At 64.5% G+C, this 13,908-nt stretch carries 13 protein-coding genes; 2 read left to right on the top strand and 11 right to left on the bottom strand.

The window, feature by feature from the left end; genetic code table 11:
- Positions 1 to 47 precede the first annotated feature (47 nt).
- The 4 genes from AC1DDS_RS22195 to AC1DDS_RS22180 form a co-directional block, all read right to left on the bottom strand.
- Positions 48 to 1,106 carry an ABC transporter ATP-binding protein gene (locus tag AC1DDS_RS22195; protein WP_477480833.1) on the bottom strand — a complete coding sequence of 353 codons (1,059 nt, stop codon included), beginning with the start codon at positions 1,104 to 1,106 and terminating at the stop codon, positions 48 to 50.
- Positions 1,107 to 1,109: 3 nt separating this feature from the next.
- The gene (locus AC1DDS_RS22190) at positions 1,110 to 1,898 is read right to left on the bottom strand and encodes an ABC transporter permease (RefSeq protein ID WP_477480832.1); all 789 of its coding nucleotides are present in this window, start codon (positions 1,896 to 1,898) and stop codon (positions 1,110 to 1,112) included.
- Positions 1,895 to 2,779, bottom strand: a complete 885-nt coding sequence (locus AC1DDS_RS22185; protein ID WP_477480831.1) for an ABC transporter permease — start codon at positions 2,777 to 2,779, stop codon at positions 1,895 to 1,897. The genes AC1DDS_RS22190 and AC1DDS_RS22185 overlap by 4 nt, the downstream gene beginning before the upstream one ends.
- Before the next feature lie 86 nt (positions 2,780 to 2,865).
- Positions 2,866 to 3,972: an ABC transporter substrate-binding protein gene (locus AC1DDS_RS22180; RefSeq protein WP_477480830.1), complete on the bottom strand. Its 1,107-nt coding sequence runs from the start codon at positions 3,970 to 3,972 to the stop codon at positions 2,866 to 2,868.
- 223 nt (positions 3,973 to 4,195) lie between these two features.
- Here AC1DDS_RS22180 and pdxR point away from each other — a divergent pair, with 223 nt between their 5' ends.
- The gene (gene pdxR / locus AC1DDS_RS22175) at positions 4,196 to 5,677 is read left to right on the top strand and encodes a MocR-like pyridoxine biosynthesis transcription factor PdxR (protein WP_477480829.1); all 1,482 of its coding nucleotides are present in this window, start codon (positions 4,196 to 4,198) and stop codon (positions 5,675 to 5,677) included.
- A 171-nt stretch (positions 5,678 to 5,848) separates the two neighbouring features.
- On the opposite strand, the gene betA is transcribed toward pdxR, so the two are convergent.
- From betA to speB, 7 genes are all read right to left on the bottom strand, one after another.
- Complete coding sequence (betA, locus tag AC1DDS_RS22170; protein WP_477480828.1) at positions 5,849 to 7,534, bottom strand: choline dehydrogenase; 1,686 nt, start codon at positions 7,532 to 7,534, stop codon at positions 5,849 to 5,851.
- Positions 7,535 to 7,552: 18 nt separating this feature from the next.
- Positions 7,553 to 9,016 carry a cytosine permease gene (locus AC1DDS_RS22165; RefSeq protein WP_477480827.1) on the bottom strand — a complete coding sequence of 488 codons (1,464 nt, stop codon included), beginning with the start codon at positions 9,014 to 9,016 and terminating at the stop codon, positions 7,553 to 7,555.
- 1 nt (position 9,017) lies between these two features.
- The gene (locus AC1DDS_RS22160) at positions 9,018 to 9,188 is read right to left on the bottom strand and encodes a hypothetical protein (protein ID WP_477480826.1); all 171 of its coding nucleotides are present in this window, start codon (positions 9,186 to 9,188) and stop codon (positions 9,018 to 9,020) included.
- Between the two features lie 105 nt (positions 9,189 to 9,293).
- Positions 9,294 to 10,184 carry a polysaccharide deacetylase family protein gene (locus tag AC1DDS_RS22155; RefSeq protein WP_477480825.1) on the bottom strand — a complete coding sequence of 297 codons (891 nt, stop codon included), beginning with the start codon at positions 10,182 to 10,184 and terminating at the stop codon, positions 9,294 to 9,296.
- Positions 10,181 to 10,918: an SDR family NAD(P)-dependent oxidoreductase gene (locus AC1DDS_RS22150; RefSeq protein WP_477480824.1), complete on the bottom strand. Its 738-nt coding sequence runs from the start codon at positions 10,916 to 10,918 to the stop codon at positions 10,181 to 10,183. Before AC1DDS_RS22150 ends, AC1DDS_RS22155 begins: the two co-directional genes overlap by 4 nt.
- Complete coding sequence (locus AC1DDS_RS22145; RefSeq protein ID WP_477480823.1) at positions 10,915 to 11,697, bottom strand: SDR family NAD(P)-dependent oxidoreductase; 783 nt, start codon at positions 11,695 to 11,697, stop codon at positions 10,915 to 10,917. The genes AC1DDS_RS22150 and AC1DDS_RS22145 overlap by 4 nt, the downstream gene beginning before the upstream one ends.
- Before the next feature lie 3 nt (positions 11,698 to 11,700).
- Positions 11,701 to 12,672: an agmatinase gene (gene speB / locus AC1DDS_RS22140; RefSeq protein WP_477480822.1), complete on the bottom strand. Its 972-nt coding sequence runs from the start codon at positions 12,670 to 12,672 to the stop codon at positions 11,701 to 11,703.
- A 93-nt stretch (positions 12,673 to 12,765) separates the two neighbouring features.
- On the opposite strand from speB, the gene AC1DDS_RS22135 reads away from it, so the two are divergent.
- Positions 12,766 to 13,698 carry a LysR family transcriptional regulator gene (locus tag AC1DDS_RS22135; protein WP_477480821.1) on the top strand — a complete coding sequence of 311 codons (933 nt, stop codon included), beginning with the start codon at positions 12,766 to 12,768 and terminating at the stop codon, positions 13,696 to 13,698.
- Positions 13,699 to 13,908: the final 210 nt, after the last annotated feature.

Genomic DNA, 13,908 nt, shown 5'->3' with positions numbered 1-13,908 from the left:
CACACCGGCTCCTTCGCAAGTTGTCAGATTGGCTCCGGGTCTGTCCGTCAGGCGGCAAGCACCAGTAGGTCGCGATCGGCCACGCTGACCTCGACCGCGGTGCCGACCGAGGGCGGCGGCCGGTCGGGTTGGTTGAAGGTGTCGAGCGAGACGATCTGGCCGGCCAACGCGACGCGGATGCGGATCACCGAGCCGAGGAAATGCACCTCCGCGATGTGGCCCGAGAGGACGACGTTGCCCTCCTCCTTGCGGCCCAGTGCCACCGATTCCGGCCGAAGTGCCAGGCTGATGCGGTCGCCGGTGCGGCCGGGCAATGTCCGGTTCAACGCTACCGGCACGTCGCCCAGCCGGATCCGACCAGCGGCGGCATCCAACAAATCGGCGTCCAGCAGGTTCAGCGTGCCGACGAACTGCGCCACGAAGCGCGTCGCCGGCCGGTTGTAGATTTCGAACGGCGTGCCGACCTGGTCGGCAACGCCTTGATGCATCACCACGACGCGATCCGACATGGAGAGTGCTTCCTCCTGATCGTGCGTCACGAAAATGGTAGTAATGCCGAGCTCGCGCTGGATGCGGCGAATTTCCTCGCGCAGGCTGACGCGGATCTTCGCATCGAGCGCCGACAACGGCTCATCAAGAAGCAGCACCTGCGGGCGGACCGCAAGCGCGCGAGCCAGCGCCACGCGCTGTTGCTGGCCGCCTGACAGCTGGAAGGGATAGCGCTCGCCGAGTTGCGGCAGGCCGATCAGATCCAGCATTTCGTCGACCCGCGCGCGCGTCTTGGCCTTGCTCTCGCCCGCGACACGCAGGCCGAAGCCGATGTTCTGCGCGACGGTCAGGTTCGGAAACAGCGCATAGGCCTGAAACACCATGCCGATCTTTCGTCGGTTGGCTGGCACGTCGGTGATATTCCGCCCGTCGATGCGGATTTCGCCGGCGGTTGGCGTCTCGAAGCCCCCCACCATGCGCAGCACCGTCGTCTTGCCGCAGCCGGACGGGCCGAGGAAGGAGACGAATTCGCCCTTCTCGATGCCGAGGTTGAAGTCCTTGACGACGCGCAGCGTGCCGAAGGACTTTTCCAGGTGATGGATGTCGAGGAAGGCCATGGTTCAGTGCCTCACGGTGGAGAATTTGGAAAAGCGAGTGAAAAGCTGGATCAACCCCATGCAGGCCCAGGTGATCGCGAAGGAGACCACCGCCAGCGCCGAAGGCTCGTAGGCGCGGTTGCCACCCATCCAGACCATGTAGGGACCGAAGGAATTGACGTTCAGCAGGGCTGCGAAGACGTACTCGCCGATGACGATGGCAAAGGTCAGGAAGGCGCCCGACAGCACCGAGACGAAGACGTTCGGCAGGATGACGATGGCGAGGATGCGCGTCCACCCTCCCCCGAGACTCTGTGCGGCTTCGGTGAGGCTGGCAATGTCGATGGCGCGCAGGCCCGTGTCCACCGAACGGTACATGTAGGGCAGCGCCAGTGTCGCATAGCCGAACAGCAGCAGGACATTGGTGCCCCACCAGCTGCCCGTCAGCGGCAGGATGGAAGAGGTGTTGTAGATGCGGATATAGCCGAAGACGATGACGATCGGCGGAATGACCAGCGGTAGCAGCGTGATGAATTCCACGATCGGGCGCAGGCCGGGAAAGCGCAGCCGCACGAAATAGGCCGTCGGCACCACAATCAGAATGCCGAGCACGATAGTCAGCAAGGCCAAAGCCACCGAGTAACCGAAGGTCTGCTGGAATTGCGGGTCGGCCAGCACGATACGATAGGCCTCGAAACTGTAGCCGTCGCGTTGCATGCGCAGCGAGAAATCAAACATGCCGATCAGCGGAAGCAGAAAATAGAACCCACCCAGGGCGACGGCGAGCCAGGACCAGAAGCGTCTACCCGTCATTTGACCCACCTTTCGGCGCGCATGCGCAGGAGGATGTAGATGCCGTTGGCGATGCCGGTGAGCGCGATCATGGCAAACGCGATGGCGTAACCCAGATGCGGATCGTTGAGCACGTCGCCGCGGATCTGCGCAAAGAGCACGATTGGCGCGATGGAAAGCGACGAGCCGGTGAGCGCGATGGCCGTGGCGACGGCGCCGAAGGCGTTGGCGAAGAGCAGCGCCAGCGTGCCGAGAAGCGAGGGCCATAGAACCGGTAGCGCCACAATGCGCCAGTACTGGAAGCCGCTGGCACCGAGGCTTTCAGCCGCCTCACGCCATTCGCGCCGCAACCCGTCCAGCGCCGGCGTGATGATCAACACCATCAGCGGGATCTGGAAATAGAGATAGGTGAGCGCCAGGCCGAGGAAGGAGACGATGTTGAATCCGGAGCCGTAGAGATTGATGCCAAACCAGTGGCGCAGCAGCATCGTCACGAAGCCGAGGCGGCCAAGCGTGGCGATGAAGGCGAAGGCGAGCGGCACGCCAGCGAAATTCGATGCCACGCCGGAGAAGGTGAGAATGGCGTTGCGCAAGGAGCGCGGCAGGTCGCCGCGCGTGATCGCGGCGGCGATAAGAAAGCCGAAGACGCAACCGAGTGCCGCGGTCAGCAGGCTGAGTTCGATGGAGATCCAGAACGCCGACCGGATGGACGGTGAGAAGAGCTTGCCGAGGTTTTCCAGCGTCGCCTGCCCCTCCGCATTGCGGAAGGCGCCGAGCACGATGTTGAGCGTCGGCAGGATGAGGAACAGGAGGGCGAAGAGGAAGAAGGGGGCGACCCCGAACCAGTTGAAAACCTGGCGCCGCCTGAGGGCGGCCGGTAGGGATGCGGCGATTGTCGTCATCGGATTTTTCCTAAAGTACTCCCGACAAGGGGCGACCGGGCAGGAGGCTTCGCCGCAGATGAAGCCTCCCAACCGAACGGCAAGTCTTATTTCACGTTGGCGCCGACGACCTCGTCCCAGCCTTCGACGACGGCAGTCTTGTTGGCCGCCTGTTCGTCCACCGTCGGAAAGACCGCCTTTTCATAAGCCTCCGCCGGTGGCAGCTTATCGAGCAGCTCCTGCGGGAACTTGCCGGCCTTCAGCATGGCGTTGAAGCGCGCCGGGTGGCAGTACCCCTTCAGCCAGCCGGTCTGGCCTTCATCGGAATAGAGATATTCCATCCACAGCTTGGCGGAGTTCGGATGCGGTGCATAGGCCGAAATCGCCTGAACATAGACGCCGGCTACAACGCCGCTTGCCGGCACAACCACGTCCATCGGCGGGTTGCCATTCAGGCCGTCGCGCCAGGCGAGCAGGTTATAGTCCCAGGCAGCGATGATCGGCGTCTGACCCTGGGCGATGGTACCGGCCTTACCGAGCACCGGCACGAAATTGCCGGCCTTATTGAGTTCTGCAAAGAGTTCGAGCCCCTTGGCGCCGGACTCAGCACCCGGCTTTGCACCGCGCGAAATACCCGCCGACATCAGCGCGAGGATCGCCTGCGCCGAGGAACGTGGATCACCCGTCAGCGCGACGGCGCCGGAATATTCGGGCTTGAGCAGATCCGCCCAGTCGGACGGCATGGTATCGAGCAAGTCCCTGTTTACGCCGAAGGCCATGACGCCGTAGTAGTCGCCATACCAATGGCCGTTCGCGTCCTTGATGTTGGCCGGAATTTCGTCCCAGGTCGCCACCTTGTAGGGCTGCAGCAGCCCTTCTTCGGCGGCCGTAGGTGCAAAGGCGAGGCCGAGGTCGACGACGTCGGGCGCCTGCGGTCCCGTATTGCCCTTGTTGGCGCGGATCGCCTCCAGTTCGTCGGCAGTGCCCGCATCGGGGTTCAACTCGTTGACGGTGATGCCGGGGTACTTGGCCTTGAAGCCTTCGATGACCTCGCCGTAGTTACACCAGTCATGCGGCAGCGCGATGACCGTCAGCATGCCTTCCTTCGTGGCGGCGTCCACAAGCGCCTGCGGGGCCTCGGCGCGGGCAAGGCCCGGCAAGGCGGCCGCGAGGGCCAGCGTGGAAACGAATGCGCGCGATACAATACGGTTCATGGAGTCCTCCTGTTGACCGTCAGCGACGGTTCGTGGGCGATGGCTGCGTTGGTCCTTGCATCCGGTCGTCGGCCGCGCCGCCCGTCCCGGTTCCCCTTGCACCTGTCTGCGTCCTCGGGGGCTGCATCGGTGCGTTTTCGTGTAGGGGCAGGATGTAACAAGTGGACAACAATCAAACGTCCATTATTGTGCATTCAACTGTACCAATTTTCAGAGTACGCCGATGGCCAAACAGTTCGAAGGCCCGATCCTGCCCTTCCTTCGCCTCGACGCGGCGGCAGCTCTGCCGAAGTTCCGCCAGGTGCAGGACCAGTTGCGCACGGCGATCCTGCACGGGCACTTGCGCGCCGGCACGCGCCTGCCGGCAAGCCGCATCCTTGCCGGGGAGCTTGGTCTGTCGCGCCAGACCCTGGTGCGGGTGCTGGAGAACCTGAAGGCGGAAGGTTACCTCGAGGCACGGCAGGGCGCCGGCACCTTCGTCTCGGCGGCCCTGCCGCGCCCGTCGGCGAAACCGCGATTGACACCCGCGCGCGGTGATGCGCCGGACAGCGCGTTGCCCCGTCTGTCGCGTATCGGCGACCTGTCGCGCGACGTATCGGCCGCAATCGGCCAGATGGAGCAAAAGCCCTTCCTGCCCAACCAGCCGGCGCTCGATCACTTTCCCTTCGCTGTCTGGCGCAAGTGTTGGAATGCGGTAACACGCGGCGGCAAGGCCGCCATGGGTTATGGCGACGTTGCCGGAGAGCTGGTGCTGCGCCAAAGGATTGCCGAATACCTCGCCCTGCACCGGCGCGATCCCTGCGACCCGGAACAGATCGTCATCACGCCCGGCGGACATGCCGCCTTCACGCTCGCCGCGCTGGCGCTCGCCAATCCCGGCGACGGGATCTGGTTCGAGGATCCCGGCCCGGTGACCACAAGCAACCTGTTCCGCACACTCGGGCTACGCCTGTGCCCGACCCACGTGGATAACGACGGCATGGATGTCGCGGGCGCCATGGCGCGCCATCCCGACGCCCGGTTCGCCTTCGTCATGCCGTCGCGCCATCATCCGCTCGGGGTGACGCTGTCGCTGCCGCGCCGACTGGCGCTGCTGGAATGGGCGCGGGCCAACGATGCCTGGATCATCGAGGACGACTACGACAGCGAGTTTCGCTACGACGGCGCGCCGCTGCCTTCCATGCGTTCCATCGACAGCCATGACCGGGTGATCTATGCGGGCAGTTTCAGCAAGGCGCTCTATCCGGGCATCCGCGTCGGCTATCTCGTGCTGTCGCCACAACTCGTCGGCGCCTTCCGCAACCTTTCGGGCCTGATCCACCGCAGCGTACCGGTGGAAGCCCAGCTTGCGCTTGCCGAATTCATCGGCGGCGGCCATTTCGCCAGCCATTTGCGCCGCATGCGCGGCCTTTACGCAGAGCGCCGCGAGGCGTTTATGGAAGCGGGACGGGCGACACTAGCCGGCCTTGCCCGCATCGACTGTTCCGAAAGCGGGCTCAACGCGCTCGCCTGGCTGAACGGCGGCCGGGAGGACCGGACAGCCCATCGCGCCGTGCTCGAGGCTGGGCTACAATGCTATCCGCTCTCCGACTATACGATTGCCACGCCCCGGCCGGGCGCGCTTATCCTCGGCTATGCCGGTGTTCCGGCCGAACGGATGAAGCCCTATCTTGACCGTCTCGCCGAAGCACTTTCCCGGCCCTGAGGCCGCTCCCGAGTTGCGGGCGGCCGGCGCGGGCCGGCGCGGTTGTCGAAGCGGGCCACCAGCCCGCGAAAAAAGGCCTCGATGAAGAGCGCCCATTCACGCGGCTCCTCCGGATCGTCGTGATCCCGGCGCGCAATGACGTAACCAATGCCCCGCAACATCCCCCGCCCCTCAGTACGGTACGGGGCGCACCGGCGTACCGCTGCGCTGTGTTACGCCAACGCCGGGCGCAACGCCCACTTCCGCATTGGAGGCGGCGAGCAGTGGCTTGCCGCGCACAATGTCGGAGGCGCGCTCGGCCAGCATAATGGTCGGCGCGTTGAGGTTGGCGTTCGGCTCGGCGGGGAAGACGGAACTGTCGATAACCCGAAGCCCCGCGAGACCGCGCACTTTGAGGTCGCTGTTGACCACGGCCATGGCATCCTCACCCATGCGGCACGAGCCGCAGGGGTGATAGGTGCTTTCCATCGTCTCGCGCACCCAGGCGTCTATCTCGTCATTGCTGCGCACATCCGTGCCAGGCGCTATCTCCTCGCCGCGGAACCGGTCGAAGGCCGGCTGGGCGATGATCTCGCGAGTCAGCCGCAGGCAGCGGCGGAAACCCTCGCGGTCCTCCTCGCGGTCGAGATAGTTGAAAAGGATGTCCGGCTGCTCGTGCGCCTCCGGCGAGCGCAGGCGCACGTAGCCGCGGCTCTTCGGCTTGTTCGGCCCGGTCAGCACCATGAAGCCATGGCCGTCGAGCGGCTTCTTGCCGTCATAGCGCATGGCGGCGGGCAGGAAGTGGAACTGGATGTCCGGCCATTCGAGCAACACGTCGGAGCGGATGAAGCCGCCGCTCTCGAAATGATTGGTAACCGAAAGCCCCTTCTTGAACAGTAGCCATTCCGCGCCGATCAGGGCGCGGCTGAAGAGCCCCATCTTGCCGTTCAGCGTGATCGGCTCCTTGCAGGCATACTGGATATAGACCTCGGAATGGTCCTGCAGGTTCTCGCCGACGCCCGGCAAGTCATGCAGCACCTCGACGCCCGCCTGACGTAGCACCGCCGCCGGGCCGATGCCGGAGCGCTGCAGCAGATGCGGCGAGCCGATCGGGCCGGAAGCGATCAGCACCTCGCGGGTGGCCATCGCCACGAAGCGTTCGCCGCCCAGCTCGTATTCGACGCCGACGGCGCGCTTGCCCTCCAGCAGCACGCGTCGCGTCATCGCATGGGTGACGACAGTGAGGTTCGGCCGGCTCATTGCCGGCTTCAGGTAGGCGTTGGCCGTCGACCAGCGCACGCCGTCCTTCACCGTCATGTGCATGGGGCCGAAGCCCTCCTGCATATGGCCGTTCGGGTCTTCCGTGGTGATGTAACCCGCTTCGTGGCCGGCATCGACGAAGGCCTGGTAGAGCGGATTCTTCATCTTGTTGCCGGCATTGGTGGCGAGCGGACCGGAGGCGCCGCGATAGGCGTCGCCCCCGTCCTGCCAGCTTTCGGCGCGCTGGAAATAGGGCAGGCAATTGGCATAGCGCCATCCGCGCGCCCCCAGCTCCTCCCACTCGTCGAAGTCGCGGGCATGGCCGCGCATGTAGACGAGCCCGTTGATCGAGGACGAGCCGCCGAGGACTTTTCCACGCGGGCAGTGGACCTGCCGGCCGTCGAGGCCCGGTTCCGGCAGGGTCATGTACTTCCAGTTGTACTTCGTGCCGTTCATCGGAATGGACAGCGCTGTCGGCATCTGGATGAAGATCGACTTGTCGCTGCCGCCATATTCCAGCACCAGGACCTTCGTGGCCGGGTCTTCCGAAAGACGATTGGCGAGCACGCAGCCGGCCGATCCGGCGCCGATGATGATGTAGTCGTAGGTGTTGGTCATGACGGTATGCCCCGTTGGTTACGGATAGAGGCCCCAGCCGCGCCCGCGGGCGAACAACCGGGTCAGGACGTAGTGGACCGCACCCGCCGCAAGACATGCGGGGATGGACGCGGTGAGGTATTTGAAGGCCGGCAGGCTGGCGAGCGTCTGCGGATTGAAGATGGCGACGTAGACGATGAAGCCGACGGCGAGCGCGAGAAGACCGATCGGGTTGAACCCGGCCCAGAAGCGGTAGGGGCCGTTTTCCTGCGGGCCGTGCAGGCTGCGCATGTCGAGCTTCTGGCCGCGCAGGAAGAAGTAGTCGACGATGCCGATGCCGGCGAGCGCGGAATTGAGCGCCGAGGTCCAGACGAGGAAGATGAAGAACCCGTCATACATCTGCGGATAGAAGACCACGAGGCCGAACGGGATGAGGCAGAACAGGAAGAGCAGCGTGCCCCAGGGAATGCGCCGTACCGATGTCGTTCCCACCTGCCGGAGACCGACGATGGAGGTGTAGAGGATGTTCGCCATCGAGGTCATGTTGGCGAAGGCGACGAAGAGCAGCGCGACGATGCCGATGATCGGGCCGGCGATCTTGGTCATCCAGATCGTCGGATCGCTTTCGCCGAGCGCCACGGCCGCCAGGAGCCCGACGATCTCGCCAAGCGCGGCCGCGCCGAAGATGCCGAGGATGTTCGGCCAGAAGGCGGTGCGCTCGTTTTTCGTGAGGCGCGCCAGATTGCCGATATAGGGCCACCAAGAGAAGCCCGCGGCAAGGTTGACCTCCACCGCGACGATGAAGTTCAGCGTCTTGTCCTCGAAAGGCGGATCGAGCGCAGGCAGCGTCAGAAGCTCGCTGAAGGACCGCTGGTTGAGGATGAGATAGAGCATCACCACCATCAGGATCACCAGAGCCGGCGACACGACCATGTTGAAGAACTTGATCGACGTCGGCCCCTTGGCGACGATGAACCAGGTGAGCAGGATGGCACCGACAGCCGCTATGATCATTTTGACGCCGGTCGGGTTCGCAGCCTCGCCGGAGCTGAGCGCCATCAGCCCGTCGATCGAGCGGCCGAACATCATGGCAAGCACCGCAAGCCAGCCCATGGTGAGGAGCACCACCGCCAGCACATAGACGACACGGCTGCCGTTGTAGCCGAACTGGCTGCGCAGCCCGATGAACTGCTCGATGCCGTAGCGCCCCGACATGCAGGTGGTGGCGAGCGCCGTCAGCACGACGCCGATGATGTTGCCGATGATGATGGCGGCAATGCCTTCCTTCGGCCCGACGAACAGGCCGACCGCGCCGCCGATCAGGAAGGCCCAGGTAGCGATGGCAAGCGCCGAATTGGCATAGGTGAATTCCCAGAAGCCCCAAAGCCTCTCGGAGGGCAGGAGCGGCGCATCGCCGCGCTCGGCGGCGGCGCGATGGCGGGCGACGTCCTGGCGTTCGATTTCGGCGGCCGGAAGACCACCATGGGCGACATGATCGGTCATCTCAGGCCCCCCAGATCCAGAAGGTGGTGACGAGGGCAAGCGTCAGTACGGCCATGCCCATGTAGTCGAGCGCGGTCAACACGCCCTCGAAACGGTTGCCCGCTTCAATGTCCTCATAGATGCGGGCACGCCGCCTCAGTTCGTCCTGCCAGGCGATATCGTTGTTTTCCATGGTCGTTCCCCTTTTCGCGCCGCGCCTTTTGGCGTCTTTCCGCGAAGTAAATGCGGCTCCATCAGCCGCCGATCTTCGAAGGCGGGCGCACCCGCCCCCTCGCCGTCACCGAACCCGCACGGGCTCGGTATAGAAGGGCAGCTGGTCGATCCTCGGCGACCAGCTGCCGTTGTCGGTGACGCGCCGCACATGGGCGGCGATTTCTTCCATCGGCGCGAACCAGACGTCGCCGCGTGCAAGGACCTGTTCGAGGAAGCGGTGCACCACTTCCCAGCGCGCCAGCCGCCCGGTGGCGAAGGGATGCACGACGGGAATCCACAGCGCGCCGTGGCGGTAGGCGGCCTCGAACTCCTGCACGAAGGCGGCAAAACCCTGCTCCGGCGCACGGATCGGCATCATGTAGTCGAGGTCCATCGACTGGACATATTGCGGCCAGTCGTCGAGGCCCCAGTGCGAGGGGAGCTCGACGAGGCTGCCGGCCTCGCATTGCAGCAGGTAAGGAATGTCGTCGCCCATCAGCGAGGCGTCGTAGTCGAAGCCACGCGACACCAGCAGGTCGGCCGAGCGATGGGAGAAGTTATAGAGCGGCGCCCGCCAGCCGCGCGGCTTCCTGCCACTTGCCTTGAAAATCACCTCGATGCCGCGGTCGAGCCAGTAGGCCTCGTCCTCGTCGGAGAGTTCGCGCGGGTGCTCGTGCAGGAAACCGTGATGGGCGAGTTCGTGGCCACCTTCGAGGATGGCTTCGATGGCCTGCGGATAGCGCTCGATGCACCAGGCCGGCACGAAGAAGGTCTGCTTGATGCCGAGCTGGCGATAGCTCTCGACGATGCGCGGGATTGCCACCTTCGGCCCGTATTGCAGCATGGAGATTGCCGAAACCCGGCTATGGCCGTCCTCGGGATGGGCGATATGGATGAGGCTGTCGGCATCCATGTCGAAGGTGATGCAGGCGGCGCATTTGGCGCCATTCGGCCAGGGAATGGGATTGTTGATCATGGCATGACGCTTCCGCCATTGCTGCCGACACCCTGGCCGGTGAAGTAGCGTCCGCCCGGACCGGCGAGGAACAGCGCCAGTTCGCCGATCTCTTCCGGCTTGCCGAAGCGGCCGAGCGGGATGGCGAGTTCCTTCGCCCGCCACTCGGCGCTCATGTTGGCTGCGCCCAGCATCTCGGTGTCGATCGGGCCCGGGCAGATAGCGTTGACCAGCACGCGCGGCGCGAATTCCTTTGCCCAAGAGCGCACCAGCCCCAGCACACCGTGCTTGGAGGCGACATAGGGGGAAAAGGTCTCGCGACCGTAATAGGCCATGTCGGAGGCGATCATGATCAGCCGCGCGGGCGCCTCCGCCGTGCCCTCCATCAACTCCAGCGCCATCTTGCCGACGAGGAAGCTGCCGCGCAGGTTGATGGCGATCACCCGGTCGAAATCGGCAACCGGCGTTTCGAGCAGCGGCGCCTCGTGAATGACGCCCGCGCAATGCACGACCACGTCCAGCCCGCCGAAGTTTTCGCGCACCGCCGCGGCGACGGCGGCGACGGCGCTTTCGTCGGAAACATCGCAGGCAAGCGCCAGCGTTTCCGACGCCCCTGCCCTTGCGGCCGCCTCAGCCGTTTCATCTGGCTTGCGGATGTCGGCCAGCGCAACGCGCGCACCCGTCGCCGCGAAAGCCAGTGCGCATGCGGCGCCGATGCCGCGATAGGCGCCAGTGATGAGGACGCGCGTGCTCATGCCATCACCTCGCCGCGATCGAGCATCAAGGCTTGGCCCGTCATATCCTTCGCCCCGTCGGATGCGAGGAAGAGATATGGGGCGGCAAGATCCTCCGGCTCCAGCAGGCCGGGCAGAACCTGCGCACCGACGATCTCGGCCAGCAGGTCTTCTTCGCTACGGCCAGTGCGCAGCGACATGTTCTTCAGCGACAGCATCGCCGCCTCGGTGTGCACCCAGCCCGGGCAGACGGCGTTGACGCGGATACCCTTCGGTCCCAGTTCCTTCGCCATCACGCGGGTGAAGCCGAGATTGGCGTGCTTGGAGGCGATGTAGGCGGCAAATTCCGGCACCGCGACCCGGCTCCAGATCGAGGCGGTGACGACGATGCGCCCGCCCTCGGCCATATGCGGCACGGCATGGCGGGTGACGTAGAAGGTGCCGTTCGTGTTGATGTCGGTGATGCGGCGGAAGGTGTCCTCGACCGCCTCGTCCTCGGAGAGCAGCGGCGTGATGCGCTCCAGCCCGGCATTGTTGACGAGCACGTCGATGCGGCCGAGCGGCGCGAGCGCCGCCTTCACCGCAGTGCTGTCGGTGATGTCGCATTCGATCGCCCGGATGGGGCGGCCGAAGCGCTCCGACATCTCGCGCGCTGCCGCGTGGATGCCCGGGCCGGATGAAAGGATCGTCACCTCGGCCCCGGCGGCGGCAAAACCCTCTGCCACCGCCCGGCCGATGCCGCGGCTCGCGCCCGTGACCAGCACCTGCTCGCCGGAAAAATCGTAGCGGATGCGCCCCATGGCTCAGCCCTTCCTGGCGTGCATGACGCGGCCGATGAGGTTCATCAACACCTGCGCGGCGAGGATCGATGTGCCGCCGGTGTGGTCGTAGTCCGGCGCCACCTCGACAAGGTCGATGCCGACGATATTGCCGCGCTTGACGAGAGCCGCCAGGATCTCCAGCACCTCGTAGTAGATGAAGCCGCCGTGCGAGGGCGTGCCGGTGCCCGGCGCGATCGACGGGTCGAAGCCGTCGATGTCGATGGTGACGTAGTAGCGCGCGCCGGCCGGCACGCGTCCGACCACCGCCTCCGTGCCGAGCGCGCGGATCTGGCGCACCGACAGGATGTCGGAGCCCATCCTGCGGGCATCCTCGTAGCCTTCCCTGGCGGTGGAGGAGACGTTGCGGATGCCGAGTTGCGACAGGCCGCTCACATAGGGCTTTTCTGCGGCGCGACGCATCGGGTTGCCGTGGCCGCAGCGCACGCCATGGCGCTCGTCGACGAAATCGAGATGCGCGTCGATCTGGACGATGTGGATCGGGCCATTCTTGGCGCAGTCGTCGGCAAAGGCATTGACGCAGGGGATGTTGACGGAATGATCGCCGCCGAGCACCACGGGCAGCGCGCCGGCCTGCAAAATCTTGCGCACGCCGAACTCGATGTTGGCATGGCTCTTCACCGTGTCGGTGTGGACGATGTCGGCGTCGCCAATATCGACGATGGAAACGGCGCCGCTCGGCAGATAGGTGACATCGTCCTCGTGGTCATAGGCACCGCCGTGACCGAAGGAGAACAACGTCGAAGCCTCGCGGATGGCCCGCGGCCCGAAGCGGGTGCCGGCCCGCCATTGCGTGCCGCAGTCGAAGGGCGCGCCGAGGATGGCCACATCGGCGTCGATCGCATCCCAATCCGGCTGGTAGGGATATTTGCCGAAGGTGCAGATGCCGACGAACGGCAGGTTCAGACGCCCGGAATCATACGAATTGCTGGCCATATTACCTCCTCCACAGGTGAGAGAAGTGTGGCGAAGGGCAAATACGTTTAAAAGTATCTATGATCGCATGTTTAGTTGTGCCTTAATCAATGCATGATCAACAAGGTTCGCCACCGCATCCTGAATCTGTCGCTCGGCGACGCTGAACTGAGGCTCCTGCGTGTCTTTGCCTCCGTCGTTCAGCATGGCGGCTTTTCCGCCGCGCAATCCGCACTGGGGATGACGCAAGCGACGATCTCCACCCATATGCGCCACTTGGAAGAGCGCCTGGGTCTGCGGCTGTGCAGCCGAGGGCGCAGCGGCTTCCAGCTTTCGGATGAGGGACGGCTCGTCTACGAGGCGACACTGGAACTCTTTGGGTCACTGGAGAAATTCCAAAGCCGCATCGGCGAGGCACAGGGCGAGCTTTCCGGTAGCCTCAGCTTCGGGACAGTGGACGCCATGATCACCAATCGGGATCTGGACCTTCAAGGTGCACTCGCCGTCTTCCACCGACAGGCGCCACGCGTGCATCTTGAGATCGACGTCGCCGCGCCTCAGGTTCTGCACCAGGGCCTACTGAACGGGACCTACCAGATCGTTCTCATGCCATCGGTCAGCGGCACGAGCCCGCACTTCCGCACCCAGCCAGCCTTTTCCGAGGTGCAAAAGCTCTATTGCGCCGTCGGGCATCCGCTATTCGACACGCCCGACGCTGCGCTAACCGTCGAACTCCTGGAGGCGCAATCCTTCGCCGGCCGCACCTATATGCTGAACGAAACGATCTGCGGCGTGAAGTTCAATTGGGCGGCGGCGACGCCGCATATGGAAGGGACGCTACTGCTGCTTCTCTCCGGCGCCTATATCGGCTTCCTGCCCGATCACTATGCCGACGAATGGGTGCGCAACGGCCGCCTGCGGCTACTCTCCCCGGACCGCATGACTTTCGAGGATATGTTCCACATCGCCTATCCACGCACCAAACCATCCCGCGCCGCCGAAACACTCGCGCAGGCCATAGTCAACAGCGTGCGCAAACTAGGTTGAGGCTTGGCGACCATATATCGAAGGCCGTTCCAGTTAGATTTTGTCCATCGCAGACAGCAAKGTTGCCCGCATCTCGTTGGCGACTTCCTTTAGAACCGTTGTGAATTTTTCCGCAACCGTTGAACCAGCCTTTCGGGCCGGACGCCACACGGCAAGCGTATAGGGCACGCCGACGTTGAACCTTCTAAGAACCACACCCTTGCCCATATA

This window comes from Mycoplana sp. 10N416 (assembly GCF_056394765.1).
Note: the sequence above shows the minus strand (reverse complement) of the source record. Positions and strands in the feature narration are given on the sequence as shown.